The sequence below is a fragment of the Burkholderia sp. Bp9099 genome (assembly GCF_003857805.1).
Lineage (GTDB): Bacteria > Pseudomonadota > Gammaproteobacteria > Burkholderiales > Burkholderiaceae > Burkholderia.
The window spans coordinates 1-26,650 of sequence record NZ_QTPU01000003.1 but is presented as its reverse complement, the minus strand read 5'-3'; the positions used below and the strand labels follow the sequence as shown (position 1 = coordinate 26,650).

The following is a 26,650-nucleotide window of genomic DNA, read 5'->3' as shown; positions in this document are numbered from 1 at the left end:
AGGCCGCCTGCACATGCAAGCGGCCTTTTTGCTTTTCGCTTCGATACCGCGCGCGTCAGTCCTTCAGGTTGCGCAGCGGATGCGTGTCAGGCGTCCACGGGCTGTCGAACATCGCGAGCACGTCGGCCCGGTCGATATCGGCCGTCGACTTGAAACGCCAGACCGGCTGTTGATCCTTGTCGACGATCAGCGCGCGCACGCCTTCGATCACGTCGCCGTGCGCGAACGTCGAACGCGTGAGGTCGAGATCGCGCCGCAGGCAATCGGCCATCGTCGCGCCGCGCGCGCGCTCGACGACTTCGAGCGACACGGCCATCGACAGCGGCGACAACTGGCTGCGCATCGCGTGGGTCGCCTTCTCGACCCATCCGTCGATGGCCGCGCAATCCTGCTCGGCGTCGAGCGACGCCAGGATCGCGCCGATATCGGGCTGCGCGAAATGCCGGTCGATCCCGGCGCGCGCGTCGGCCAGCGCCGACGTGTCGGGCGTCGGCACGACCTTGTGCGCGGCAGCTGCGTCGGCCACGCACGCGACGGCCTGCGCGCCGCTGTCGATCCGCGCGCCGTGCAGCGTATCGAGCAGCGCCGGCAGCGCGGCGTCAGGCAGGTATACGTCGGCGAGCTGCGCATACAGTGCGCCGGCCGCGTCGAGCGTCGCGCCGGTCACCGCGAGATAGCGGCCGAGCGCGCCCGGCGTGCGCGCGAGGAACCAGCTCATCCCGACGTCCGGGAACAGCCCGATGCGCGTTTCGGGCATCGCCATCTTCGTCGAATCGGTGACCACACGCAGGCCGCCCGTATGTCGCGCCGCCTGCGAAATGCCCATGCCGCCGCCCATCACGACGCCGTGCATCAACGCGATGTACGGTTTCGGATAGGTGAACATCGTATGGTTGAGCGTGTATTCCTCGATGAAGAACGTGTCGACCGCATCGCGATCGCCGCGCTGCCACGCAGCGTGGAAGAAGCGCACGTCGCCGCCCGCGCAGAACGCGCGCGGATGCGGGCTGTGCACGACGACGGCCGTCACCTCCGCGTCGTCGCGCCATGCATCGAGCGCCTGCTGCATCAGTCGGATCATCCCCACCGACAGCGCATTCAGCGCCTTCGGCCGGTTCAGTTCGAGATAGCCGATGCGGTTCGCGACATACGCGCGCACGTCGGGCTGGGCGGCTTCGGCGGAAGCGGCAGTGGAATCGGTCATGTGAGCCATCCGGCGTATCGCGGGCGCACGCTCAGTGCGCCTGCATCTTCGAGAACAGGTTCAGCACCACGACGCCCGAGACGATCAGCCCGAGGCCGATCACGGCCGGCAGGTCCGGCACCTGGCGATAGAGCAGCATCGCGACGAGCGTGATCAGCACGATGCCGGCCCCCGACCACACCGCATAGATGATGCCGACGGGCATCGTGCGCAGCGTGAGCGACAGACAGTAGAACGCGATGCCGTAACCGGCCACGACGAGCGCCGACGGCCAGAAGCGCGTGAAGCCGTCCGCCGCGCGCAGCGCGGACGTGCCGACCACTTCCGCGACGATCGCGATCGCGAGCCATGCGTAACCCGGAATCTGCATCGCTCAGCTCCTTGCAAGTGCCAGCACGGCATAGTCCTGCCCGAGCTCGGCGCACAGGGCTTCGACGACGAACTCGTGATCCGCGCGCTGCGGCAGCCCCGATGCGGTGATCGAGCCGATCACGCCGGCCCCCGCGACGGTCAGCGGAAACGCGCCGCCGTGCGGCGAATAGTCGGAGATCGGCAGCCCGTGCTTGTCGGCGAGCGTGGCGCCGGCCTGCTGCATGCGCAGGCCGACCGCATACGAACTGCGGCGGAAGTGCGCGACGACGTTGCGCTTGCGGCGTACCCAGTCGGCGTTGTCGGGCGTCGCGCCGGCGAGCGCCGCATAGAACAGCGGCTGGCCGAACGTGACTATGTCGATCGCGATCGCATGGCCGCGCGACGTCGCGAGCGCATGCATCCGGTTGCCGAGCGCCCAGGCACGAGCCGGGTCGAAATGGGGAAACACGAGCGCCTGTTCCTGCGCGCCGATCGATTGCAGATCGTGAGCGATGTCCATGAATCCGTCGATGCTGTAGTGAGTGTTGCAACGGCACCGACGCGATCGCGCGCGACTCTCCGCTGCAGGCGTGAACGACACAAGCAAACCGCTCGATTCTAGCGCACGCGCCTGCCGTACCGGCCCTGCCGGCGTCCCGCCGGCGACTGAAACGCGATTGTCAGAAAGTGCTTGCAAGCATTCGGGTTAGCCCATATAATTCATTTCTTCGACGGACGCGGGGTGGAGCAGTCTGGCAGCTCGTCGGGCTCATAACCCGAAGGTCGTAGGTTCAAATCCTACCCCCGCAACCAACGTCCCGATTCATGCAAAAAGCCCGGCTCCACGCCGGGCTTTTTGTTTTCCGGCGCGCGATTGCGCGCCTCGCACGTTGCGCTTCGCGCCGCACGCCGCGCACATGCGCTCGCGTTCGAGAATGCCCCGCCCCGGTGATACACTCGCATCACCTCGTCCCTTCCACTCGACATGAAATTCTGCTCCGTCTGCGGTCACGAAGTCATCGCGCGCATTCCTCCGGGCGACAACCGCGAGCGCTTCATTTGCGATCACTGCGGCACGATCCATTACCAGAATCCGCGCAACGTGGTCGGCACGGTGCCGGTCTGGGGCGATCAGGTGCTGCTGTGCCGCCGTGCGATCGAACCGCGCTACGGTTTCTGGACGCTGCCGGCAGGCTTCATGGAAATGGGCGAGACGACGGCCGAGGCCGCCGCGCGCGAAACGCTCGAGGAAGCCGGCGCACGCGTCGAGGTTCAGAACCTGTTCACGCTGCTCAACGTGCCGCACGTGCACCAGGTCCATCTGTTCTATCTGGCGCGGCTCGTCGATCCGGCTTACGAGGCCGGCGAGGAAAGCCTCGAAGTCAAGCTGTTCGACGAAGCCGACATTCCGTGGGACGAGATCGCGTTCCCGACCGTCAGCCAGACGCTGCGTTTCTTCTTCGCCGATCGCGCCGCCGGCGACTACGGCGTCCATACCGGCGATATCTTCCGCTCGCTGCGCAACGGCTGAGCCCGCGCCCCATGGTCCCCTGGCTCGGCCCGGACGATCCATTCCCGCCCGTCGAACGCGCGCTCGGCTCCGCGACCGGCGCGCCGGGGCTGCTCGCCGCGAGCGCCGACCTGCTGCCGTCCCGCCTGATCGAGGCCTACCTGCGCGGCATCTTCCCGTGGTATTCGGACGGCCAGCCCGTGCTGTGGTGGAGCCCCGACCCGCGGATGATCCTCGCGCCGGCCGAATTCAAGGTGTCCCCGTCGCTGCGCAAGACGCTCAAGCGCGTGCTGCGCGACTCCGCGTGGGAAGTGCGCGTCGACCATGACTTTCCGGGCGTGATGCGCGCGTGCGCGCAAGCGCCGCGCCGCGGGCAGCGCGGTACCTGGATCACGGCCGAGATCATCGACGCGTATTCGTCGCTCTACCGTTCCGGCAACGCGCACAGCATCGAGGCGTGGCACGACGGGCGACGCGTGGGCGGCCTCTACGGCGTCGCGTTCGGGCGGATGTTTTTCGGCGAATCGATGTATGCGGATGTCACCGATGCGTCGAAGATCGCGCTGGCGACACTCGTCGCCCACCTTCGCGAGCAGGGGCTGGAGATGATAGACTGCCAGCAGAATACGTCGCATCTAGCGTCGCTCGGTGGCCGCGAGATCGCACGCAAGGCCTTTGTCGCTCACGTGCGCCGCGCGGTAGCCGAACCGCCGATTCCGTGGCAGTTCGACAAGCGTGTGCTCGCCATGCTGACGAGCCCTGCCGAACCGGCCGCCCCCTCCGGGATCGAGCGCTAGCGCGGCACTCCCTCCCTGCATCGAGAGCTGCCCATGACTCACCCGACTGAGCTGCCGCTTTCACCGCTTTCGGCGCTGCAATTCTATGCAACGGCGCCCTATCCGTGCAGCTATCTGGACGGCCGCGTCGCGCGCTCGCAAGTCGCGACGCCGAGCCACCTGATCAATTCCGACATCTATACCGAGCTCGTGAAGGCCGGCTTCCGGCGCTCGGGCGTGTTCACCTATCGCCCGTACTGCGACGGCTGCCGTGCCTGCGTGCCGGTGCGCGTGCCGGTCGGCGCGTTCACGCCGTCGCGCACCCAGCGCCGGATGTGGAAGCGGCACCGCGCGCTCGTCGCGACGGTCTCGCCGCTGCACTACGACGAGGAGCACTACGCGCTCTACATGCGCTACCAGTCGGCGCGCCACGCGGGCGGCGGCATGGATCGCGACAGCCGCGACCAGTACGAGCAGTTCCTGCTGCAGAGCCGGATCAATTCGCGCCTCGTCGAATTCCGCGACCTCGACGCGCCGGGCGGCGAGCCCGGCAAGCTGCGCATGGTCAGCATGATCGACATCCTCGGCGACGGACTGTCGTCGGTCTATACGTTCTTCGAGCCGGACGAGCAGCATACGAGCTACGGCACGTACAACATCCTGTGGCAGATCGAGCAGGCGAAGAGCCTCGGCCTGCCGTACGTGTATCTCGGCTACTGGATCCGCGAGAGCCCGAAGATGGCCTACAAAGCCAATTTCCATCCGCTCGAAGGGTTGCTCGACGGCCGCTGGAAAATACTCGATCCGGATCGTGTCGACCTGCCGCCGGTCGACGCGGCACTTGCCCGCGCACCGCTGCCGGGCGGACATTCCGGGTCGGGCTGACGGGCCATCCCGCGGCGCGGCGGCGCGCCTGCAACGGGCACCCTGCGGCCCTTGCACGCGTTGCCGCGCGGCACAAGCGGTGCCACCGGCCGCGCATGCGAAGCGAAGCCCGCCCTTGCCGCGCAACTCCCGGTAAAATAGCGGGTTGTCATTCATTCCGGCCGTCCGCCCAATTCCCGTGTTCAGTTCCCTCTATCCGCTGGCCCGCGCATCCCTGTTCAAGATGGATGCGGAAGACGCTCACCACCTCACGCTGCGCGCGCTCGGCGCGGCCGGCCGCACGGGCCTCGCCTGCGCGCTGTCGGCCCGCGTGCCCGATGCGCCGCGCACCGTGATGGGACTCACGTTCCGCAACCCGGTCGGCCTCGCCGCCGGCCTCGACAAGGACGGCGCGGCCATCGACGGCCTCGCGGCGCTCGGCTTCGGCTTCATCGAGGTCGGCACGGTCACGCCGCGCCCGCAGCCGGGCAATCCGCGCCCGCGGATGTTCCGCCTGCCGCAGGCGGAAGCGCTGATCAACCGGATGGGCTTCAACAACCACGGCGTCGATCAGTTCGTGAAGAACGTCCAGGCGGCCCGCTATCGCGGCATCCTCGGCCTGAACATCGGCAAGAACGCCGACACGCCGATCGAACGCGCCGCGGAAGACTATCTCTACTGCCTCGAGCGCGTGTATCCGTTCGCAAGCTACGTGACGATCAACATTTCGTCGCCGAACACGAAGAACCTGCGCCAGCTGCAGGGCGCGGGCGAACTCGACGCGCTGCTCGCGGCGCTGAAGGACAAGCAGCAACGCCTCGCCGACCTGCACGGCAAGCTCGTGCCGCTCGCGCTGAAGATCGCGCCCGATCTCGACGACGAACAGGTCAAGGAAATCGCCGACACGCTGCTGCGCCACAAGATCGAGGCGGTCATCGCCACCAACACGACGCTGTCGCGTGCGGCCGTGCAGGGCCTGCCGCACGCCGACGAAGCCGGCGGCCTGTCGGGCCGTCCGGTGTTCGATGCGTCCAACGAAGTGATCCGCAAACTGCATGCCGAAGTCGGCAGCGCGGTGCCGATCATCGGCGTCGGCGGCATCTTCTCGGGCGAGGACGCGCGCGCGAAGCTCGCGGCCGGCGCGTCGCTCGTCCAGCTGTACACGGGCTTCATCTATCGCGGCCCCGCGCTCGTCGCCGAGTGCGTGAAGGCGATCGCGCGTGACCGCGCCGTGTAATATAGCCATAAACAAACGATATTTAATGGTCGATTGTATTTTTGCTATGATCGACCCCACAGTCAGAATCAAGCGCCCCGCTGGGGCAAGGAAGCTCACACGATGAAAATTTCGCTGCTGAAGAAGCTGCTGGTCGCCGGCCTGATCGGCACGTCGTTCGCCGCCGCCGCGCAGGCGGCCGACCTCCTCGACCAGGTGAAACAACGCGGCACGCTGCGCGTCGGCCTCGAAGGCACGTTCCCGCCGTTCAACTCGAAGAACCCGCAAGGCGAACTCGTCGGCTTCGACGTCGACATCGCGAATGCCGTCGCCGCGAAGCTCGGCGTGAAGGCCGAGTTCGTCACGACCGAATGGAGCGGCATCATCGCGGGCCTGCAGGCCGGCAAGTTCGACGTGATCGCCAACCAGGTCGGCATCACCGACAAGCGCAAGGAAACGCTCGACTTCTCGCCCGCGTACACGTATTCGTCCGCCCAGTTGATCCAGCGCAAGGACGACACGCGCCAGTTCAAGTCGCTCGACGACCTGAAGGGCAAGAAGCTCGGCGTCGCGCTCGGCACGAACTATATGGACATGGCGAAGTCGGTGCCCGGCATCGACGTGAAGACCTACCCGGGCGCGCCCGAGTACCTGCGCGACCTCGCGGCCGGCCGTCTCGATGCAGCGCTCAACGACCGCCTGATGCTCGCGTACCTGACGAAGAACTCGCAACTGCCGCTGCGCCCGGGCGCGAACGTCGGCTCGGCGAATCCGTCGGGGATCCCGTTCAAGAAGGGCAACCCGAAGTTCCAGAAGGCGATCGACGACGCGATGGCGCAACTCGAGGCCGACGGCACGTTCACAAAGATCTCGGACAAGTGGTTCGGCATCGACGTGACGAAGCCGGTCAAGTAAGCACGCCTCTGCTTCCCGCCTGACGGCGGGCCGGAAAGGGCGGCATCCGAAGCGATGCCGCCCTTTGTTTTATCGGTCCGGTTTATGATTGCGCTTTCGCGCACGCATTCGATTCGTATTCCATGTCGACAACGTCCCTGCTCGTCCAATCGCTGCCGGTGCTCGCCCAGGGTGCCGTACTGACCGTCAAGTTCGCCGTGCTGTCGATGGTGTTCGGCCTGCTCGGCGCCGTCGTGCTCGCGATGATGGGCATCCGGCAAAGCGAACCGCTCGACGGCTTCGAACGCATCTGGGTCAACGCGCTCGCGGGGCTCGCACGCGCCTACGTGAGCCTGATGCGCGGCACGCCGCTGCTCGTGCAGATCTTCGTCATCTATTACGGACTGCCGAGCCTCGGCATCTCGCTCGACCCGACACCGGCCGGCGTGATCGCGCTCTCCGCGAATGTCGCCGCTTACATGTCCGAAAGCATGCGCGGTGCGATCAACGGAATCGCGCGCGGCCAATGGCTGGCCGCCTACAGCCTCGGGCTGTCGTGGGGGCAGACGCTGCGCTACGTGATCGGCCCGCAGGCGCTGCGCATCGCGGTGCCGAGCCTGTCGAACAGCCTGATCAGCCTGATCAAGGACACGTCGCTCGTGTCCGTCATCACCGTGACCGAACTGCTGCGCAGCGCGCAGGAAGTGATCGCGGCGACCTACCAGCCGTTGCCGCTGTACCTGGCCGCCGCCGCGATCTACTGGGTGCTGTGCCAGATCCTCGAATGGGTCCAGCGCTGGTACGAAAAGCGCCTGTCGCTGCCCGCGCGGCACTGAGCATGTCGCCTCTCGCGCCGGGCCGCGGATGCGCGCCCGGCCCCCGCCTTCCCGCCTACTCGCCCGAATAGCGCACGCCGAGCGCCGCGCGTGCGGCATCGGTCATCGCGATCATGCGCCGCGAATGGTCGTGCGTCATGATCGGGCTCTCGAGTTCGCCCGCGCGCAGCAGGTCGCAGAAATGCGCGGTCTCGTAGTTCAGGCCGCCGCCGTCGACCGGCGCGTCGAGTTCGACCGTGCGCCCGTCCGCATAGCGGATCGTCGCCCGCGCGGGGTTCCACCACTTTTCGTGAATCGTCACGTGCCCGCCTGCTGCAGCGATCAGCGCATCGCCGCGTCCCATCACGTCGAGCCCGCAAAAGAGCTGCGCAATGCCGCCGTTCGCGTGACGGCTGTTCAGGCTCGCGAACACGTCGACACCCGTCGCGCCGATGCGGCCGAGCGTCTGCACGTCGACTGCCGCGCCGAGCCAGTCGACCGCGAGAAACGCTTCGTAGATCCCGATGTCGAGCAGCGCGCCGCCGGCGCGGTCGAGCCGATAGACGGAATGATCGTCCGGCACCGACGACGACGCGCAGCCCGCGCGCACGAGCCTGATCTCGCCGATCGGATCGTCATGCAGATGCGCGCGCAACCGACGATACAACGGAAAGAACGGCGGCTTCATCGCTTCCATGAAGAGCCGGCCGGCCGTGCGTGCCGCATCCAGCACGGCATCGAGCTGCGTCGCGTTCAGCGTCGCGGGTTTTTCGCACAGCACGGCCTTGCCGGCGGCGAGCGCCGCTTGCGCGTAGTGCGCGTGACTGTCGTGGAGGGTCGCGATATAGATCGCGTCGATGTCGCTCGCGAGGAGCGCGTCGAGGCTGGCGGCAGGCTTGCCGCCGCAGCTGTCGCAGAAAGCGGTTGCCGCATCGGCGCGGCGGGCCCACACGCCGGCGAGCGTGGCACCCGGCACGTGCGCGAGGCTTTGCGCGAAACGGCGTGCGATGCTGCCTGCGCCGACGATGCCGAAGCGCACCGGGCGGTTGTCGAATTCGTTCATCCGGATCTTCCGTGTCGGTCGTATGACGGTGGCCGGCACGCTGCCGGCCGGCCGTCATGATAAACGGCTCGCCGGCACAGGGATAAGCGACCCGCGCCGATTCAGGCGCGCACGGGCACGTCGACGGAGAAATCGCGCGAGATCTCGTCGGCGCTGAAATCGATCAGGGCAAGCGACGCCGCCTCGGCTTCGCGCGGATCGCGGCGTTCGATCGCATCGACGACGCGCGCATGCGCCTTCACCGCGATGTCGTGCGCACCGTCCTTCTGCGCGACGCGCGGATTCACGAGCCGCACAGCGCCGCGCACGATCGCCGCCATCTGCTGGAAAAACTGGTTGCCGCTCGCCTGGACGATTCGCGTGTGCAGCAGCTCGTCCGCCGTGTCATAACCGGGGTCGCCCGGTTGCAACACCTTGAACGCTTCGAACGCCTCGCGGATGCCCGCGATGTCGGCCGCCGTCGCACGGACCGCCGCCTGTGCGGTCGCGCGCGGTTCGATCAGCATCCGGAATTCGATGACGTCGCGCATGAACTGCGGATCCGGCTTCGCACGAAACCGCCAGCTCACCACGTCTTCATCGATCATGCGCCAGTCGCGCATCGGCCGAACGCGCGTACCGACTTTCGGACGCACGTCGAGCATGTCGCGCGCGAGCAACATCGACAATGCTTCGCGCATCACCGTGCGACTCACGTCGAACTCTTTCGACAGCACATCCTGCGGCGGCAGAATGCCGCCGTACTTGTCCTCGACGATACCTGCGACAAGCCCATCCATCACTTTGGCGACCAGTGACCGGTCTTTGCCCTGCTCCATGACACCTCCCCGTGCGTCGATTTGCGAACACCTGCTCCGCAGTTCCGCCGGCCCTGGTTACGACTGTTCTTATGATCTATAAGTTGATGAGTTCGGGGATATTTCGCTATCTGGTAAACACCTGACAGGGTTATCCCTCTTTTTGATGCGGTTGATTTATAAGGCTTCAAAAAAAGCCCGGAAAGCGCGCTGCGCTTGCCGGGCCGGGCTTTCCACGAACTTTGAACATGCAATCCATTACGGCATCCGGATGCCATTACGGACTGCTTCTCATTCAGTTTCGATTAATCGGGATAAACGATCGTTTCAACGCCGTTTGCCGTGCCGAGCAGGCACAGATTCGCGCCGCGCGCGGCGAACAGGCCGACCGTCACGACGCCCGGCCATGCGTTGACCTGCGCCTCGAAACCGCGCGGATCGGTGATTTGCAGCCCCTTGACGTCGATGATCTCGTTGCCGTTGTCGGTGATGTACGGCGCGCCGTCCTTCGTCACGCGCAGCACCGGCACGCCGCCCAGCGCGGTCACGCGCCGGCCGATCGCCGTGCGTGCCATCGGCACGACCTCGATCGGCAGCGGAAATGCGCCGAGCACCGGCACGCGCTTGCTGCCGTCCGCGATGCAGACGAAGGTATCGGCCACCGACGCGACGATCTTTTCGCGCGTCAATGCGCCACCGCCGCCCTTGATCATTGCACCGCTTGCGTCGATCTCGTCGGCACCGTCGACGTACACCTGCAGCGATTCGACCTCGTTCAGGTCGAACACCTTGATGCCGTGCGATTTCAGGCGTTCGGTGGTCGCGATGGAGCTCGACACGGCGCCGCGATAGCGCGACTTGACGGCCGCGAGCGCGTCGATGAAGCAGTTGGCGGTCGAGCCGGTGCCGACGCCGATCACGGCGCCTTCCGGCACGTTCTGGATCACATAATCGGCGGCCGCCTGGCCGACCAGGCGTTTGAGTTCGTCTTGAGTCATGGGGGTGGGAATACAGCGGGATTGCGGAAAACCGCCAGTTTACCGGACTCGGGAGACGACCCGGGCATTTTCGGTGGGGTGCCGGCGCTGCGATCAGCGCCGGGCACGCCGGCGATCACGGCGCGCCGGTGGCGGATGCGTCGCCCGCCGGCGGCGTGGCGGAGAAATACTTGTCGAGCAGCGCCTGTGCGATCGCATCGGTTTCGGCGTCCGGATTGCCCGCATAGTCGACCGGCCGGAAATGCATCTGGAACGCCGCGAATACGCGTCGCGTGCGGGTGTCGAGCACGCCGTCGGCCGGCACGTCGTAGCCGTAGCGCGCGAGCTTCAGCTGCAGTTCGCGCACGTCGACGAGCGCGTGCGGATCGCGGCCGCCGAGCCGGGCGGCCACGGTCGCATCGTCCGGCCACGCGCCGACACCGGCTTGCGCGAGCGCATGCCACGGGAACAGCGGCCCCGGATCGATCTTGCGTTGCGGCGCGATGTCGCTGTGCCCGACCACGCGCGTCGGCGGAATCCGGTAGCGCGCGACGACATCTTTCGACAGACGGATCAGCGCATCGACCTGTTCGGGCGGATACGGCTGCCACGTGCGGTTTTGCGGATCGAGCGGGCCGCGATTCACGTTCTCGATGCCGATCGACGCTGCGTTGAGCTCGGTCGTGCCCTGCCATTCGCTGATGCCCGCCTGCCATGCGCGTTCCGATTCGGGCACGAGCTGGTAGACCACCGGCATCCTGCGTTCGATGCGCGGTTGCGGCGGCACCACGTAGTGCGCGCTGACCGAATCGCCCGTCAGCGTGCGCAGCGATTTCGCTTCGTCGCTTTCGGTGTAATGCATCACGAGAAAGCGGATCCGCGAATCGGCGCCGCGTGCGTGCAAGCTCGTGTCGGCGTAGTAAGTGCCGCGCCCGACCAGTGACGGCGACGTGCAGGCGGCCAGCAGGCCGAGGATGGCGCACGATGCGCCGAGGCGAAACAGGGTCATGTTCGCGAGTTCCGGGAGGCGCGTGCCGCGCGCAGTCGCGGCACGCGTCGTGCGGGTCGTGACGGCCCGCGCAGCGCGCGAGACCGCGCGCGTCAGCCCGTGTATCAGCCCTTCACGCGCCGCTGCCGCACCGCTTCATACAGGCACACGCCGCTCGCGACCGACACGTTCAGGCTTTCCACGCTGCCGGCCATCGGGATGCTCATCACTTCGTCGCAGGTGTCGCGCGTGAGCCGGCGCATGCCTTCGCCTTCCGCACCCATCACGATGGCGACGGGACCGTCGAGCTTCGTGTCGTACAGCGTGCCCGACGCCTCGTCCGACGTACCGATGACCCACACGCCCGCGTCCTTCAGCTCGCGCAGCGCGCGGGCGAGGTTCGTGACCGTGATGTACGGCACCGTGTCGGCCGCGCCACTCGCGACCTTCGCCGCGGTCGCGTTCAGGCCGACCGCGCGGTCGCGCGGCGCGATCACCGCATGCGCGCCGGCCGAATCGGCGACACGCAGGCATGCGCCGAGGTTGTGCGGATCGGTGACGCCGTCGAGTACCAGCAGCAGCGCCGGGCCCTGGATGCCGTCGAGCAGCTCGGACAGGTTCTGTGCGAGCGGAACATCCTCGACGCGCGCCACGACGCCCTGGTGGCGCTCGGTATGCGCGAGGCCCCACAGGCGGGTTTCATCGGCCGCAATCAGCCGCACGCCCGCTTCCTTCGCGGCGTGCAGGAAGTCCTGCATGCGGCGGTCGCGGCGCGTCTGGTCGTACAGCACCTCCGCAACCGTCGACGCATCGTGCCGCAAACGTGCGGTCACCGCATGAAAACCGTAAAGAACCTTCAGACGAGACATGACTGGAACAACCTTCGATCAAACGTGCGGCCGCGCGACGTGCGCAGCCGCGATCCATGGAAAAGGAAAGCGCCGCGTTGCCGGCCGGTGACCGGTCAAGCGCGGCGTCTCTCGATACTGCAAGGGCGTGCGCGTGCGCCGCCCCGAACGCTCAATACTTCTTGCGGGCGTGCACCTTCTTCGCGGCCGTCTTCGCCGCCGCGCCGCCCTTCTTCTTCGCGGCACGCGCGGCGCGCGCCTCCTTCACCGCGACGGTCGGCGCGCTGGCCGCCTTCTTGCGGCGCGGCGCGGCGTCCTCCACCGGCGGCAACGCGCGCACGCGCGGGCCGCCGCGATCGTTACCGTTACCGTTACCGTTGCCGGCGACAGCCGGCGCCGGTGCCGGACGCGGCGCCTTCACCGGCGTGTCGCGCACGAGGCGGAAGTCGATCTTGCGCGCGTCGAGATCGACGCGGCTCACCTGCACGCGTACGCGATCCGACAGGCGATAACGGATGCCCGTGCGCTCGCCGCGCAGCTCGTTCTTGATCTCGTCGTACTGGAAGTAGTCCGAGCCGAGTTCCGTGACGTGCACGAGCCCCTCGATGAACAGCGTATCGAGCTGCACGAAGATGCCGAACGACGTGACGCCGTTCACCATCCCGCCGTACTCCTCGCCGAGCTTGTCGCGCATGAAGTAGCACTTGAGCCAGGCCTCGACGTCGCGCGACGCTTCGTCGGCACGGCGCTCGTTCGCCGAGCAGTGCAGGCCGAGTTCTTCCCAGATCGCCGTGTTCGAGCGCGAACGGCCGCGTGCTTCGTCGTCGGCCTGCTGCATCGCGCGGGCGCGCGGCGACAGCGCGGTGTTCAGCTCGAAGCCGTCCGGCGCCTTCGGCACGTACTTCTTGCCGGACAGGATCGCGTAGATCGCGCGGTGCGTGAGCAGGTCGGGATAGCGGCGGATCGGGCTCGTGAAGTGCGCGTACGCCTCGTATGCGAGACCGAAGTGACCGATGTTGTCCGGGCTGTAGACGGCCTGCTGCATCGAGCGCAGCAGCATCGGCTGCAGCATCTGCGCGTCGGGCCGGTCGCGGATCTGCGCCATCAGCGCCGCGTAGTCGCTCGCATGCGGCTTGTCGCCGCCGCCGAGCGAGAGGCCCATGCCGCGCAGGAACGCGCGCAGGTTCTCGAGCTTCTCCGGCGTCGGCCCCGCGTGCACGCGGTACAGGCCCGGGTGCTTGTGGCGCTTCAGGAAATCGGCCGCGCACACGTTCGCGGCCAGCATGCATTCCTCGATCAGCTTGTGCGCATCGTTGCGCTGACGCGGGACGATCTGCTCGATCTTGCCTTGCGAGTTGCAGACGATGTAGGTCTCGGTCGTGTCGAAGTCGATCGCGCCGCGCTTCTGGCGTGCGGCGAACAGCGCCTTGTAGACGCCGTACAGATCCTGCAGGTGCGGCAGCAGGTCCGCGCGGCGCGCGGCCTCCGGCCCCTTCGTGTTCGACAGCACGGCCGCGACTTCGGTGTACGTGAGGCGCGCGGCCGAATGGATCACGGCCGGATAGAACTGGTACGCCTTGATCTCGCCGCGCGCGGTAATCACCATGTCGCATGCGAGCACGCAGCGATCGACCTGCGGGTTCAGCGAACAGAGGCCGTTCGACAGCTTCTCCGGCAGCATCGGGATCACGCGGCGCGGGAAGTAGACCGACGTACTGCGCTCGAGCGCGTCGGCATCGAGCCCGCTGCCCGGCTGCACGTAGTGCGACACGTCGGCGATCGCGACGATCAGGCGGAAGCCGTCGCCGCGGCCGACCTTGGTCGGCTCGCAGTAGACGGCATCGTCGAAGTCACGGGCATCCTCGCCGTCGATCGTCACGAGCGGCACGTCGCGCAGGTCGACGCGGAAGCGCAGGTCGGTCGGCCGGACCTTGTCCGGCAGCGCGGCGGCTTCGTCGAGCGCCGGCTGGCTGAATTCGTGCGGCACGCCGTACTTGCGAACGGCGATCTCGATTTCCATGCCCGGATCGTCGATGTCGCCGAGCACTTCGACGACGCGGCCGAGCGGTTGCGAATGACGGCTCGGGAAGTCGGTCAGTTCGACGACGACGACCTGCCCGACCTTCGCCTTCTTCACGTTCTGCGTGATCAGGATGTCGTGGCCGATGCGCTTGTCTTCGGGGGCGACGATCAGCGCGCCGTTCTCGTTGAGCAGGCGGCCGATCACGCGCTTGTTCGCGCGCTCGGTGACTTCGACGACGTGCCCTTCCGGCCGGCCGCGGCGATCGTAGCCGACGATCCGCGCGAGCACGCGGTCGTTGTGCATGACCTTCTGCATTTCGCCGTTCGGCAGGAACAGGTCGTCCTGGCCGTCGTCGCGGATCACGAACCCGTAGCCGTCGCGATGGCCCTGCACGCGGCCGGCAACGAAGTTCGACGGATGGGTGAGCTGGTAGTGGCCGCGCTTGTCGAGGCGGATCTGGCCGTCGCGTTCCATCGCGGCGACACGCCGGAAGAACCCCTCGCGCTCCTGACGCTTGATCGACAGCGCTTCGGCGATGTCGTTGGCTGCCAGCGGCGCGTCGCTCGTACGCAGCACGCCGAGAATTTCTTCACGGCTCGGAATGGGGTACGGATATTTGCTCAAGGGTTTGTCGATGATTGTTCTCGTTGCGTTGACTGATGGTGCACGGCATCAACATAGAAGTGTCCGTCAGACAGTTCTATAGTGACGGCGGCGGATCATTCTATCACCCGCCTGTGTCGCCAAATGACGCGAATGCCGCGTGCAGGCGCCGCGGCGACCGGTTTGCGGTGCATCGCAAAAAAGTGTTGACACGATTAATTGGGGCGCTATAATTTCGCTTCTTTGCAGCAAGCAGCTACTGCAAAACGTGCCCAGGTGGCGGAATTGGTAGACGCACTAGGTTCAGGTCCTAGCGGTGGCAACATCGTGGAGGTTCGAGTCCTCTCCTGGGCACCACTTACACTTCCAGAGACTTCCAACAAAGTCTTCTGATCCTCGGAAAAGCCCGCCACTGCGGGCTTTTTTGTCTTCTGACGTCTTTTGAGTTCCACCCTAAGCCACCTGCAAACGAGTACATTTTTGAGTACATTGAAAGTTCGATGTAAGGAGATGTACTCAGATGGCACTGACAGCCCTACAGATCCTAGGCGGCCAAGCCGAGAGTCCTCATCGCTATCCGCTTTCTCCGCCTCTGCCGCCGCGCGCACTCGCGCCTCGAATTGGACAAGTGCCTCGGGCTTTCCATCTGGATGCGCGGCAGTCAGACGAGCGATCTGCTCGTAGAAGTCGGGATAGAAGCGCTCGGCGAGCATGATCTTCGCCAAGATCGGCCGCTGAATCTCGCTGCCAAACCCTCGCTCGTCGGCGATGGCATGACGGAGCATCAGGGAGTTCAGAAAGCGCTTGATCTGCCGCGGATTGCCACGCGTACCCTCGCTGAGGATCTTGGTCACATGCGCACTGATCACCAACGCCTGGTCAACTTCAGGCGGTACCGAGCCCTGCATGGCATCCTCGACCGTCTTCCTATCCAGACCACGGCTCTTCCACGGCCGCCGCATATCCTCGCGAGCCGCCTTCAACAACGCCTGGAAGGGCTCGCTCTCCGCTCCCAGTGCATTCTCGGCCAGTAGCAACGTCACGTACACGCGCGTTTCGGCTACACCCAGCGCGGGAATGCGAAACGGAACCTGGATCAGCTTCTCCAGATAGTTGCGGGCGTAGGTTACCGGCCCCACGCTTTGAGGTAGATCGGGGAAGTGCTCGCGCACCGCGTACTCGATCATCATCTCGTCTGCGCCGACGACGAACGCTGTCCGCTCGACGAAGAGGAACAGCCGGATGGCTTCCAACGTGGCTATCGCCGTCTTCGGCAGGCAGCGGTCAAGATCGTCCACAATGACCACCAGCTTGTCGATGTCGGCGGCATCGAGCAATTCCTTGAACTCGTTGCGGAATGCGTGAATATGTTCGGGCAGGTGGTCCGAGACAGACTCCGCATCCTTGAGAAAATCACCCGCTCCTTTCGCGAAGCTCTTGATATCCTCGGAAGAAACATGCTCCTGCGGCTTGCTCAGGAAGCCAGCAGCCAAGTCATAGACCCCCTTGAGTTGATCCAGCGTGGGGATCCCTGTAAAAGCCGTCAGAGCGAATCCGCCGGTTTTTCGGGCAAGCTTGAGCCAGTCAACGCGCTTGAGAACCTTCTTCGCCGCATCGGCTACCTTCGTACTCGTGGGTCTTGCTCGGCGCAACTCGTCAACGATCGTCTCTATAACGACCGTCTTGGCGTCTTCGAATCCTTCGAAAGTCCAGCCATTAAACCAGAGGCACAACGTGCGTTGGTCGTCCTTGAACGAGGCCTCCAACATCTTCAGCACACTGGATTTTCCAGCCCCCCAATCTCCATGCACCGCGATGGTGATCGGCGCTTTCGAGGTTCTCCCGATTAACTTTACAACCGTCTTGGCGATCGCTTCGTAATACAGCAGATCGGTCGCCGTTTCTTGATCATTCAAAAACATGCGGTTCCCTCCTAAGCCGGCATGCACTGCTACCATTCTTCGCCAGTCGAATATCTGACTCAACAACGACGCCCGGCAAAGCCATCCACCCGATTGCTATAAGAATGGGCGGGATCAATTCCTGCACTTATTTCTGCTGCCCCGCATCTCATCGATCATCGCATCGAGGTTTTCTTGATCCCGTTCTGGACAAAGCGAGACCGAATAACAAAATACGTCTCACCCCACGCTGCCCTGCGAGCCACTGGCGATCAGGCTGGCGCCGCAGGCAGTCTTCATGTTGTGCAGCGCCACCGGCACGCCGCCAATGTCGTAGTTGGAGCTGCCCTCGGCGATGGGGAAAACGCCCTTGCACTTCGGGCAGCTCACCGGGTGCCCCAGGCCGGCAATCTTCCGGCCGTTGAGATCGGTATTGTCAAAGCCCTGCATGACCATGCCGCCGTGGTCTGTCGTGTCGCCTTCGCGAACGATGTCTTGCATAGCAACTCCCATTTGATTTGGCCGTGCCAAGGCGGCACGGCATGGACCCGCGACACTGGAAACCAAAATGCCCAGCGCCTCACTGGTAATGCTTGAACTGCTCGGCCAATTGACGCGCCGTATCGTCGTTCAGGCGCATATCTCCCGAGGCCGAGAATTTGTCGCCGTACAGCGACGCATACTCGATCTCGATAACGATGCTGTTGTCGGCGAGCAGTTTCATCATCTGTGCCTGGCACGCCAGATTTGCCAGCCCCGACACCGTGAAAAGAGGTATCTCCTCACCCGCCTTCACGACGCTGTCTTGAACAGGCCACCCCGTCCTGAAGCATCCCGTTGCGCTCAGCCCCAGATCAGCACGGAACTGCGGCCAAATGCTGGGGCCCAGGCCGGTGTATCTCCTGCCGCCCACCGTGACCGTCATGCTCTTGATGATCGCCGGGCCGAGCCCCGCGTTCGACAAGTAAATGCCGTACTTCCGGCTCGTGTCGTCGAAGTATTGCGTCGTGATCGCATACGGGCGATACAGCAACTTGTTGCTGGTATAGCTCTGGTGGGTTGCCCAAGCCGCCCATAGGCCCGCCCCGGCCGAAGCGACCGACACTGCGGCCGCAAACCCCGCCGTAAGCAGGCGGTAGAAAATTCTTGTACGCACTGGTTTCCCCCGTGGCACTGCCCCGATGCAACGCAAACGGTTCGCCGGCATTCGCCCCGCCCACCGTCGCCCACGTCGGGAGTAATGCCTGCCCCATTCGTGGGGCATCTATTCTTGAATCGTGAGTGAGTACGTTGACGCCCGCACCACCCTCCTCTTTCACCAATTATCGGTACGGTAAAGCCTCGTGTTGCAGTGGTTGCAGATGAAGATGCGACGCGGATCATCACTTCCCTTGAGGCCCCAGTTCCTGATGCTCATCGACCGGCAGACGGTGCATTGAATGCCGCGCGGTGTCCTGCACTTCGGGTACTTGTGCAGGTACTGCGCCAGCGTCAAGGTGCGTTCGGCGACCCGTCTGTCCTCAGTAAAGTGGTCGCGTATCCTTCCGTAGAGCCATCGAAGGAACAGAAAGGCCAACGCGACAAACACGAGATTGGCGACGAGTGATTTCAAAAACTCCATGGCGTTCTTCTGTCAGGTCTCCAAGAACGGGAGCAGGTTTGGCCCCGTTCTTGGTGATTCGGCCGTTGAGATCTGGTTGGGAAAACCTACCAGCGCCACGGCGATCGCTTCCTGCTCGTGCAGGTCGAACTGCGCGGCGGCGCGGGCCTGCTGCTGGGCTACGACCACCGCGTGGGCGAGCGCGTGGTGCTCTCCCATCTCGTCACCTACCAGGACGACCCGGGCCAGCCGCACACCCATCTGGGTACCCAGGTGGACGAGGCCGGCCGCATCACCGGCCTGTGGCTGCTGGGCGAGGATGCCCCCGAGCGCCGGCTGAGCCTGTACCGCTACGACGAGGCGGGCGACCTCACGCTGGCCCAGGACGAGAACGCCGCCGTCTGGACCTACGCCTACCAGCACCACCTGATCACCCGCTACACCGACCGCACCGGCCGCGGCATGAATCTCGAGTGGCAGGGCGAAGGCCCCGATGCGCGCGCCGTGCACGAGTGGGCCGACGACGGCAGCTTCGAGGTGCGCCTGGAGTGGGACGAGAACATCCGCCTCACTTACGTCACCGATGCGCATGGCCAGGAGACCTGGCACTACTACGACAGCCTCGGCTACACCTACCGCGTCATCCACCCCGACCAACGGCAGGAATGGCTGTTCCGCGACGCCGCCAAGAACGTGGTGCACCACATCCACACCGATGGCAGCGACGACCGCTACGCCTACGACGAGAACGGCAACCTGCTGGAGCACATCCGCGCCGATGGCACGGTGGTGCACTACGCGTGGGACACGAAAGACCAGCTCATCAAGATCAGCGACGCCGAGCGCGGTCTCTGGCTGCGCGACTACGACACGCGCGGCCGGCTGATTGAGGCCATCGACCCGCTGGGCAACAAGACCGAATACGCCTACAACCCGATGGGCTTGCCCATCGGCATCACCGATGCCAGCGGCAAGACCAAGCAGCTCGAGTACAACGCCAACGGCCAGCTCACGCGCTACGTGGATTGTTCCGCCAAGGCCAGTGCCTGGGCCTACGACGAGCGCGGCCAGCTCGTGCAGTTCACCGACGCGGCGGGACAGGTCACGCGCTATCGTTACGAGGCCGGCCAGCTTGCCGCCATCCGCCACCCGGACAACAGCGAAGAGCACTTCGAGCGCGACGCCGAAGGGCGCCTGCTGGCCCACGTCGACGCGCTGGGCCGGCGCACCGAATGGGACTATACCGAGGCCGGGCTGCTCGCCAGCCGGGTGGACGCGGCCGGCCAGCGCCTGCGCTACCAGTGGGACAAGCTCGGCCAGCTCACCGCGCTGCGCAACGAGAACGGCCGCGACGCGGAGTTCCACTACGATCCGATGGGCCGCCTGCTAGCGGAAACTGGCTTTGACGGCGCGACTACCCGCTACGTGTACGAGGAAACCACCGGCAAGCTGGCGCGCGCCGTCGATGGCCAGCGCATCACGCACTACGAAGACGAGCGCCTGCAGGCCGACTACAGCTACGACGCCCTCGGCCGGCGCCTGACGAAACACAGCAAGGCCCACTACGAGGAGCGAAGGGAAGCCGGCCCGCACTGGAACCGCGCCGAGCGCGTCAAGCGCGTCAAGCGCAACCGCGAGCTGCAATGCGGCTTCACGCTGTACGGGTGGGACGGCGACACGCTGGCGTGGGAGAGCAATATCGCCGACGAGGATGGCTTCGGCGCGCGCACCACGCACTATGTGTACGAGCCGGGCAGTTTCGTGCCGGTGGCGCAGGCGGTGCGGCAGGATGCTATCGAACTGCTCGACCAGCCGGAGTACGGCGATTACTACCGGCAGGATGAAGACCCGCTGTGGCTACCGCCACCGCCAGCGCCGGCCATCGACAGCCTGGCCTGGTACCAGTGCGACCACCTGGGCACGCCGCAGGAGTTGACGGACGAGCACAGCGAGATTGCGTGGGCTGCCGAGTATCGTGCCTGGGGTGTCGCGCAGGAGGCGATCCGCAAGGCATCGGGCAAGGCATCCGTCGCCAACCCCATCCGCTTTCAGGGACAGTACCATGACCACGAAACCGGGCTGCACTACAACCGGTATCGGTACTACGATCCGGAGGTGGGGCGGTTTGTTGGCAGGGATCCGATTGGGTATGCGGGTGGGATTAACGTTTACGAGTTTGGTCCGAATCCGAATGAGTATCTAGACCCGTTGGGATTGACTGCTGCGAAGCTCAAGACGAATCTTGAGCGCGCTGGTCGACCTGTGCTCCCTGGCCAGACTCCGCACCACATTGTTCAGGAAAACTGTCGGAAAGGAATGCCCAACAGCCATGTTCAGAAATCTCGTGAGATTCTTGAACGCAGTGACATCGGTATTGACTCCGCTTCAAACGGGGCAGTTTTATGGGGGGCGAGTAACACTCAAGTGGCAGCACCAGGCCACCCCGGACGGGCAGGCGCTGCAAGCAATGGCAACTATCATGCTGGTCGACATGTTCACAGTGCACTTAACGATAAACTGATTTATCAAGTGCTTAAAGGCGTTGAAAAGCGTGGAGGAAACGTAGAGAACGCACTGAAGGATTTAGGTCGACGCCTAGAGTCAGGATCTTGGAAGGCGACGTTTGATTGCTGTTGTGATTAGGATAAAGAGATGCTTTTGCAAGAGTCATTAATTAAAAATCAGCTTGGAGCTCTTCATTGTGAATTTGAGGGGCAGCCAAAACTGGATTGGTATGACGAGTATTTGAGGGTGGCCTCCACCATTGATGAATGGAGATTTTCGACCGGTGACTATTTCTCGCCTGCCCCTTACGAAGCTGAGCGAGGAGGGTTTCCTTCTCCAAAGCTTGTTAAGAGGAAATACAAAGACGTCGATGAAGCTCGATGGCTAGGTAAATATTGCGCCGGCTTTCTGGGGGGGCAGCACTTGGTTACTGTAATGCCTGGTGAGCCAAGCATTCAAGCGCTCGACGCTGATTTCTTTAATATGACCGAGGAAGGGGGAGTCACCATTCTGAGCATTTCGTGCAAGAGCATGCACCGGCTGGAAAGGCGCAGTTCCAGAGTGATCGGTATGCGTCGATTTATCAATTTAGGAAAAGATTCTAAGCTGTACATGGGCGTTGGAGAGGGAGGCGCGTGCTTTGCGTTTCTCTACGAATATTTGTCTGATCGCCCAGTAGCTGCACGTGGGGCTTCGAATCGGACTGGTTCTGAAGCTCGTTGGGAGTTTCACTATGATGATGCTGGAGAATTAAATAAAATCACATCAGGCCCGAGCGTGATGTGGGAAAAGAACAGGTAGCGATGACGCGTTAGAGGGAGTTGGTTATGAAGGCATGGAATGGCGTCGAGAAAGATGCGAAGCCGATCCTTGATTATGTGAAGAGGCCAATTTTCTTTGATGGGCCATATAAAAAAGGTGTCGCTACTGGTAAAAAAGTTATTTTTGATGCTTTGCGGCGGTCGAGTACTCTACTGCTGATTCTGGAGATAAATTTCCGGATTGGCAGGCAATTTTAGAGTCTATTACTCCTGCTTGGCCAGATATGCCGCGCAGCATCGAAAATAAAATTATGGAGGTGCTCGATCAAAGGCATGGGAAAAATTACTCTGGAGTAAATGAATCTCCATTGATTAATAATATGGAGGGTGATGTTTCAAGATTACTTCACTGCTACGCCTACGGAGAGGTTCATCCGTTGTGGAGGCAGATTGAACGGATTTACCTTGATGGTGGTATTCCGTGTGGTTGGGAAGGAAGCTATCCCGATGGTGAAGTGGTAGTTTTCTCAAATCATCCCATTCCTTGACAAGAACGGAGTCGGGTTCACTTCCGCATGGAGAGCGGTAAGCCGATGCCGTGCTGATTGGCTCAGCACGGCCAAATCAAGTGGGAGTGGATATGCAAGACATCGTTCGCGAAGGCGACATGACCTATCACGGCGGCATGGTCATGCAGGGCTTTACCGACACCGACCTCAACGGCCGGAAGATCGCCGGCCTGGGGCCCTGGTGAGCTGCCCGAAGTGCAGGGGCGTTTTCCCCATCGCCGAGGGCAGCCCCAACTACGACATTGGCGGCGTGCCGGTGGCGCTGCACAACATGAAGACCGCCTGCGGCGCCAGCCTGATCGCCAGTGGCTCGCAGGGCAGTGTGGGTTGATTTTGTATTTCGTATTCCTGATCAAACTGGAGTTAAGTGTTGATGCGCTTAAAAAGGTAACCTCGGGGGCTGAGTCAGCTGTTTTCGGTCCGACCGGTGAATATAAGCCCGCATGCTCGTCATGCGCCCCTGTACTTGATACGTTAGGGATAAAGCACAAAAAATGAGAGAAGATGCGATTCAGTTGGACTTGCTTGAAGATCAGGTGGATCTAGATGATGTCTCGTTTGGAAAGTCTGTCGATTATTTTTCTAGGTTTCTCCAAAATGTTGCGAGTGAGCTCCATGAGAGAAAGGTATTTGATGGCGACTTCTTGAAATGGGCGAATGAGACGCTTGAGTTTCCTTTGCGTTTTCAAGCCAAGAAGTGTTCTAGTGCGGAGCTTCTTCGGAAGAGAGTTGAGACTTGGCAGTTGCACGACGCTGAGGTGGCGGGTCAGAAGAAGAGCTTTCTGCGGGCGGTTGTTTGCTGCCTGTATGAAGAAAAGCCTGAAGAGGGAGATGAGTATGAAGTGCCTGACATGCTGGAGTTGTTTTTCTCGGTGCTCTTAGACATTGAGCCAACACTTTGTCAGAGATTCAGAGTGTTTTTCGAAGCGGAACTACGGGAATGAATCGAACGAGAATGAGGTCGGATTGATGCCCGCAGGGAGAGCGGTGAGTCGGTGCTGTGTTGGCGAAGAGTGGCCAAATCACGTAGGAGTGGATATGCAAGACATCGTCTACGAAGGCGATATGACTGACCACAGCGGCGCGGTCATGCACGGCTTCCCGTCTTCGCACAGGCCGCGCATGCGCGCTTCGTATACGTCGCGCAGGAAGCGCCGTCACCGAAAGCGCAGGCCATCATCGTCAAGCGCGACAGCGCGCTGCGCACGCTCGCCGATCTCAAGGGCAAGCGCATCGCCGTCACGAAAGCAGCCGGCAGCCACTACCTGCTGCTTGCCGCACTCGCACGCGCAAAGCTCACCCCCGCCGACGCCGCAATCCACTACCTGACGCCGGCCGACGGCCGCGCGGCGTTCGAGCGCGGCAGCGTCGATGCATGGATCACGTGGGATCCGTATGTCGCATCGGTCGACGCGAGTCCCGACGTGCGGATTCTGGCCGACGGCGACGGGCTTGCGTCGTACCAACGCTATTACCTGGCGTCGAGCAGCTTTGCCGCCGCGCGCCCCGACGTCATCCAGATCGTGTTCGACCAGTTGTCGCAAGCCGGCACCTGGCTGCGCGAACATCAGCAGGAGGCCGCCAATACCCTCGCCCCGATCTGGGGACTCGACGCGAAGACGATCGAGCGCGCGAACGCACGACGCAGCTATCTCGTGCGCACCGTGGCCACGCAGAACTTCGGTGAGCAGCAGAAGATCGCCGATACGTTCCTCGCGGCCGGTTTGCTGCCCGCCCGCGTCGACACGGGTGAAGCGCTGCGCTGGAATTTCGCGGCAAAGCGTGCTGAGCCGATCGGCGCCTGATGCCCGGAACCTGCAACGCGCGATAATTTTGATCGCCATCGAAAAATTGTGTTGACAGATGCTCCAGACACGCTAGAATAGCGGTCTTCGCATCGCAGCAAGCGAAACGTGCCCAGGTGGCGGAATTGGTAGACGCACTAGGTTCAGGTCCTAGCGGTGGCAACATCGTGGAGGTTCGAGTCCTCTCCTGGGCACCACTTATTTAAAAAAGGTCGGCTTCTGCCGGCCTTTTTCTTTTTCAGGCCCAGGAAGCAAAGCGCCTGCGCGCTTTGCGCGAGGACTCGAAAGGCTGCGCTTGCAAGCGCAGCCGGGGTCGCGCTCGTGTGACCGAGTCCTCTCCTGGGCACCATCTGTTTTCTAAAAAGGTCGGCTTTCAGCCGGCCTTTTTTTATTTCCGGCGCCGAATCGATACGCTCGCCGTGGCACGATGGTCGCACCTGACCATCACGACGCATCGACGAACACTCCGATCGTTTCCGCGCACGCTCCCCTCTCGCATCGCAAGCAGGCCGGCAAATTATTTTCGTTCGTAACCTCAAATTCTGTTGACAGATCCTTCAGACGCGCTAGAATAGCGGTCTTCGCATCGCAGCAAGCGAAACGTGCCCAGGTGGCGGAATTGGTAGACGCACTAGGTTCAGGTCCTAGCGGTGGCAACATCGTGGAGGTTCGAGTCCTCTCCTGGGCACCACTTATTTAAAAAAGGTCGGCTTCTGCCGGCCTTTTTCTTTTTCAGGCCCAGGAAGCAAAGCGCCTGCGCGCTTTGCGCGAGGACTCGAAAGGCTGCGCTTGCAAGCGCAGCCGGGGTCGCGCTCGTGTGACCGAGTCCTCTCCTGGGCACCATCTGTTTTCTAAAAAGGTCGGCTTTCAGCCGGCCTTTTTTTATTTCCGGCGCCGAATCGATACCAGGTTCACGCCGCGCCCCATACCGTCCCGGTGACGCGCATGACGCGCCATCTTTCCTTCGCCACCTGCGCATCAGGACAAATCGCCCCGGCCTGCGCGGCGAGTCAGTCCGGCCGGCGGTCCGTCGAGCGTGCGCGCCGGCCGCGATCCATCGCGCGAATTCGACATCGCCGGCCCCGCTGCACGACGCGGCGGCCGCCCGCCCCGGCAACCCGGGCCCCGCCTTCATCCCGGAACAAAACCGGGATTTCCCTAGGCTGACATGCTACCGCTCACGCGGTTAAATAAATCAACATGATTTATTTAATGCGTCGACGTTCGACGCAACATGGAAGGAGACGCCATGCGAAGCCCGCACTTCGGCCAGGGCAGCAATTCGGCCAACGTGCGCCGTTACAACGAGCGCCTGCTGCTGAAGACGCTGCGCCGCGTGGGCAGCGCGTCGAAGGCCGACCTCGCGCGTCTCGCGAACATGACGAGCGCGGCTGTCGGCGGCATCATCGCGTCGCTCGCCGACGCGAAGCTGATCGAATCCGCCGGCCGCACCGAGGGCCAGCGCGGCCAGCCGGCGTCGCTGATCCGCCTCGATCCGCGCGGCGCGTTCGGCATCGGCGTCCACCTCGACCGGATGCGCATCGAGACGGCGCTCGTCAATTTCGCGGGCGACGTGCTCGGCCGCCGCTCCCACGACTGCCTGCTCCCCCCGCCCGCCGACGTGCTCGACATCGTGCGGCGCGACATCGATGCGATGCAGGACCTGCTCCCCACGCATGAGCGCGCGCGCCTGACGGGCGTCGGCGTCGCCCAGCCGTACAACCTCGGCGCGTGGATGCGCGAACTCGGCCTCGCACCCGACACGTTCCGCGCGTGGGAAGACGTCGACTTCGCGAGCGACCTCGGGCGCACGCTGTCGCTGCCCGTGTTCGGCGAAAACGACGGCAACGCGGCCGCGATCGCCGAACTGTTCTACGGGTACGGCCGGCAGTGCGACGATTTCGTGTACCTGTTCATCGGTCCCGCGATCGGCGGCGGCATCGCGATCGACGGCGACTGCCTGCGCGGCGTGACCGGCAATGCCGGCGACATCGCCGTGATTCCGGTTCCGCCGAGCCGGCTGGCGTCCGCGCCGCCGCCCCGCGGCCCGTGGGACATCCTGCTCGCCCGCGCATCGCTGCACGCGCTCGTGCGTCATCTGCGCCATTGCGGCGAGACGGTCGAGAACCGCGCCGATCTCGAGGCCTGCATCGCGCGTGGCCTGCCGGCGGTCGACGAATGGATCGACGACTGTGTCGACGCGCTCGCGCCGGCATTGCGTGCGGTGCTGTGCGTCGTCGATGCGCCGGTGGTCGTACTCGACGCCGATACCGACGCCGGCCTGCTCGATGCGGTGACGACCCGCCTGCGCGCGGCGCTCGTCGCCACCGCGCCGGAAGCGCGCGGCACGCCGACGCTCGTGCGCGGCTCGTTCGGCGCCGACGCCGGTGCGATCGGTGCCGCGACGCTGCCGATGTTCTTCAACTTCTCTCCACGGGCCGGCATCCTCAAGGGCGCCCGCACCGAATCGCAGGAGGTCAACCATGTCGCGTTCTGAGTCCCCCCGGCCGCTGCTCGAGATGCGCGGCATCAGCAAGACCTTCCCGGCCGTGCGCGCGCTCGACAACGTCAGCCTGACCG

General features: G+C 63.9%; 25 protein-coding genes, 4 tRNA genes and 2 pseudogenes. 18 read left to right on the top strand and 13 right to left on the bottom strand.

The window, feature by feature from the left end; all coding sequences use genetic code 11:
• Positions 1 to 55: 55 nt before the first annotated feature.
• The 3 genes from DIE17_RS03680 to DIE17_RS03670 are packed head-to-tail and all read right to left on the bottom strand — an operon-like array spanning position 56 to position 2,075.
• On the bottom strand, positions 56 to 1,204 hold the full coding sequence (locus DIE17_RS03680; RefSeq protein WP_124522237.1) for an enoyl-CoA hydratase/isomerase family protein: 1,149 nt from the start codon (positions 1,202 to 1,204) through the stop codon (positions 56 to 58).
• Positions 1,205 to 1,235: 31 nt separating this feature from the next.
• A complete protein-coding gene (locus tag DIE17_RS03675) occupies positions 1,236 to 1,574 on the bottom strand; it encodes a DMT family transporter (protein ID WP_044845070.1) in 339 nt (112 codons plus the stop codon).
• Between the two features lie 3 nt (positions 1,575 to 1,577).
• Positions 1,578 to 2,075 carry a heme-degrading domain-containing protein gene (locus tag DIE17_RS03670; protein WP_124522239.1) on the bottom strand — a complete coding sequence of 166 codons (498 nt, stop codon included), beginning with the start codon at positions 2,073 to 2,075 and terminating at the stop codon, positions 1,578 to 1,580.
• A gap of 216 nt (positions 2,076 to 2,291) precedes the next feature.
• Between DIE17_RS03670 and DIE17_RS03665 the strand changes: the two genes are divergently transcribed.
• The 7 genes from DIE17_RS03665 to DIE17_RS03635 all read left to right on the top strand — a co-directional run bounded on the left by DIE17_RS03665 (position 2,292) and on the right by DIE17_RS03635 (position 7,651).
• Positions 2,292 to 2,368, top strand: a tRNA-Met gene (locus tag DIE17_RS03665).
• 172 nt (positions 2,369 to 2,540) lie between these two features.
• The gene (locus DIE17_RS03660; RefSeq protein ID WP_040144100.1) at positions 2,541 to 3,086 is read left to right on the top strand and encodes an NUDIX hydrolase; all 546 of its coding nucleotides are present in this window, start codon (positions 2,541 to 2,543) and stop codon (positions 3,084 to 3,086) included.
• 11 nt (positions 3,087 to 3,097) lie between these two features.
• Positions 3,098 to 3,862: a leucyl/phenylalanyl-tRNA--protein transferase gene (gene aat, locus DIE17_RS03655; RefSeq protein ID WP_124485690.1), complete on the top strand. Its 765-nt coding sequence runs from the start codon at positions 3,098 to 3,100 to the stop codon at positions 3,860 to 3,862.
• A gap of 33 nt (positions 3,863 to 3,895) precedes the next feature.
• A complete protein-coding gene (locus DIE17_RS03650) occupies positions 3,896 to 4,726 on the top strand; it encodes an arginyltransferase (RefSeq protein WP_124522241.1) in 831 nt (276 codons plus the stop codon).
• Positions 4,727 to 4,904: 178 nt separating this feature from the next.
• On the top strand, positions 4,905 to 5,942 hold the full coding sequence (locus tag DIE17_RS03645) for a quinone-dependent dihydroorotate dehydrogenase (RefSeq protein ID WP_124485691.1): 1,038 nt from the start codon (positions 4,905 to 4,907) through the stop codon (positions 5,940 to 5,942).
• Between the two features lie 102 nt (positions 5,943 to 6,044).
• Positions 6,045 to 6,836: a cystine ABC transporter substrate-binding protein gene (locus tag DIE17_RS03640; protein ID WP_124485692.1), complete on the top strand. Its 792-nt coding sequence runs from the start codon at positions 6,045 to 6,047 to the stop codon at positions 6,834 to 6,836.
• A 122-nt stretch (positions 6,837 to 6,958) separates the two neighbouring features.
• On the top strand, positions 6,959 to 7,651 hold the full coding sequence (locus DIE17_RS03635; protein WP_044845076.1) for an amino acid ABC transporter permease: 693 nt from the start codon (positions 6,959 to 6,961) through the stop codon (positions 7,649 to 7,651).
• A 55-nt stretch (positions 7,652 to 7,706) separates the two neighbouring features.
• On the opposite strand, the gene DIE17_RS03630 is transcribed toward DIE17_RS03635, so the two are convergent.
• The 6 genes from DIE17_RS03630 to rnr form a co-directional block, all read right to left on the bottom strand.
• The gene (locus DIE17_RS03630) at positions 7,707 to 8,693 is read right to left on the bottom strand and encodes a Gfo/Idh/MocA family protein (protein ID WP_124485693.1); all 987 of its coding nucleotides are present in this window, start codon (positions 8,691 to 8,693) and stop codon (positions 7,707 to 7,709) included.
• A 101-nt stretch (positions 8,694 to 8,794) separates the two neighbouring features.
• Positions 8,795 to 9,511, bottom strand: coding sequence for a FadR/GntR family transcriptional regulator (locus DIE17_RS03625; RefSeq protein WP_044845078.1), 717 nt, complete (start codon positions 9,509 to 9,511; stop codon positions 8,795 to 8,797).
• 284 nt (positions 9,512 to 9,795) lie between these two features.
• The gene (gene rpiA, locus DIE17_RS03620) at positions 9,796 to 10,488 is read right to left on the bottom strand and encodes a ribose-5-phosphate isomerase RpiA (protein WP_044845079.1); all 693 of its coding nucleotides are present in this window, start codon (positions 10,486 to 10,488) and stop codon (positions 9,796 to 9,798) included.
• Positions 10,489 to 10,603: 115 nt separating this feature from the next.
• Positions 10,604 to 11,476: an N-acetylmuramoyl-L-alanine amidase gene (locus DIE17_RS03615; RefSeq protein ID WP_124485695.1), complete on the bottom strand. Its 873-nt coding sequence runs from the start codon at positions 11,474 to 11,476 to the stop codon at positions 10,604 to 10,606.
• A 104-nt stretch (positions 11,477 to 11,580) separates the two neighbouring features.
• Positions 11,581 to 12,324, bottom strand: a complete 744-nt coding sequence (rlmB, locus tag DIE17_RS03610) for a 23S rRNA (guanosine(2251)-2'-O)-methyltransferase RlmB (RefSeq protein WP_044845081.1) — start codon at positions 12,322 to 12,324, stop codon at positions 11,581 to 11,583.
• A 151-nt stretch (positions 12,325 to 12,475) separates the two neighbouring features.
• Positions 12,476 to 14,950, bottom strand: coding sequence for a ribonuclease R (gene rnr / locus DIE17_RS03605; protein ID WP_124522243.1), 2,475 nt, complete (start codon positions 14,948 to 14,950; stop codon positions 12,476 to 12,478).
• 249 nt (positions 14,951 to 15,199) lie between these two features.
• On the opposite strand from rnr, the gene DIE17_RS03600 reads away from it, so the two are divergent.
• Positions 15,200 to 15,286 (top strand) — tRNA-Leu (locus DIE17_RS03600).
• Positions 15,287 to 15,429: 143 nt separating this feature from the next.
• On the opposite strand, the pseudogene qatA reads toward DIE17_RS03600, so the two are convergent.
• The 4 genes and pseudogenes from qatA to DIE17_RS03580 form a co-directional block, all read right to left on the bottom strand.
• Positions 15,430 to 16,851, bottom strand: a pseudogene (qatA, locus tag DIE17_RS38380) (Qat anti-phage system ATPase QatA); the annotation flags it as partial.
• A gap of 219 nt (positions 16,852 to 17,070) precedes the next feature.
• Positions 17,071 to 17,331 carry a PAAR domain-containing protein gene (locus DIE17_RS03590; RefSeq protein ID WP_124572967.1) on the bottom strand — a complete coding sequence of 87 codons (261 nt, stop codon included), beginning with the start codon at positions 17,329 to 17,331 and terminating at the stop codon, positions 17,071 to 17,073.
• A gap of 79 nt (positions 17,332 to 17,410) precedes the next feature.
• Positions 17,411 to 17,986, bottom strand: a complete 576-nt coding sequence (locus DIE17_RS03585) for a hypothetical protein (protein ID WP_124572965.1) — start codon at positions 17,984 to 17,986, stop codon at positions 17,411 to 17,413.
• Positions 17,987 to 18,145: 159 nt separating this feature from the next.
• Positions 18,146 to 18,451, bottom strand: coding sequence for a hypothetical protein (locus DIE17_RS03580; RefSeq protein ID WP_124572963.1), 306 nt, complete (start codon positions 18,449 to 18,451; stop codon positions 18,146 to 18,148).
• A gap of 117 nt (positions 18,452 to 18,568) precedes the next feature.
• Here DIE17_RS03580 and DIE17_RS03575 point away from each other — a divergent pair, with 117 nt between their 5' ends.
• From DIE17_RS03575 to DIE17_RS03530, 10 genes and pseudogenes are all read left to right on the top strand, one after another.
• Positions 18,569 to 21,073, top strand: coding sequence for an RHS repeat-associated core domain-containing protein (locus tag DIE17_RS03575; RefSeq protein ID WP_124572961.1), 2,505 nt, complete (start codon positions 18,569 to 18,571; stop codon positions 21,071 to 21,073).
• Positions 21,074 to 21,082: 9 nt separating this feature from the next.
• On the top strand, positions 21,083 to 21,736 hold the full coding sequence (locus tag DIE17_RS03570; protein WP_124572959.1) for a hypothetical protein: 654 nt from the start codon (positions 21,083 to 21,085) through the stop codon (positions 21,734 to 21,736).
• Positions 21,737 to 21,762: 26 nt separating this feature from the next.
• A complete protein-coding gene (locus DIE17_RS03565; RefSeq protein WP_124572958.1) occupies positions 21,763 to 21,954 on the top strand; it encodes a hypothetical protein in 192 nt (63 codons plus the stop codon).
• Between the two features lie 53 nt (positions 21,955 to 22,007).
• Positions 22,008 to 22,244, top strand: coding sequence for a hypothetical protein (locus DIE17_RS03560; RefSeq protein ID WP_124646022.1), 237 nt, complete (start codon positions 22,008 to 22,010; stop codon positions 22,242 to 22,244).
• A 202-nt stretch (positions 22,245 to 22,446) separates the two neighbouring features.
• On the top strand, positions 22,447 to 22,596 hold the full coding sequence (locus DIE17_RS37710) for a PAAR domain-containing protein (RefSeq protein WP_260426219.1): 150 nt from the start codon (positions 22,447 to 22,449) through the stop codon (positions 22,594 to 22,596).
• A 163-nt stretch (positions 22,597 to 22,759) separates the two neighbouring features.
• Positions 22,760 to 23,209 carry a hypothetical protein gene (locus tag DIE17_RS03550; protein ID WP_124572954.1) on the top strand — a complete coding sequence of 150 codons (450 nt, stop codon included), beginning with the start codon at positions 22,760 to 22,762 and terminating at the stop codon, positions 23,207 to 23,209.
• 153 nt (positions 23,210 to 23,362) lie between these two features.
• Positions 23,363 to 24,070: pseudogene (locus DIE17_RS03545) on the top strand (ABC transporter substrate-binding protein); the annotation flags it as partial.
• 110 nt (positions 24,071 to 24,180) lie between these two features.
• Positions 24,181 to 24,267: transfer RNA gene (locus tag DIE17_RS03540), tRNA-Leu, on the top strand.
• Positions 24,268 to 24,674: 407 nt separating this feature from the next.
• Positions 24,675 to 24,761, top strand: a tRNA-Leu gene (locus tag DIE17_RS03535).
• A gap of 558 nt (positions 24,762 to 25,319) precedes the next feature.
• On the top strand, positions 25,320 to 26,567 hold the full coding sequence (locus DIE17_RS03530; protein ID WP_124522267.1) for an ROK family transcriptional regulator: 1,248 nt from the start codon (positions 25,320 to 25,322) through the stop codon (positions 26,565 to 26,567).
• The last annotated feature ends 83 nt before the right edge of the window (positions 26,568 to 26,650 follow it).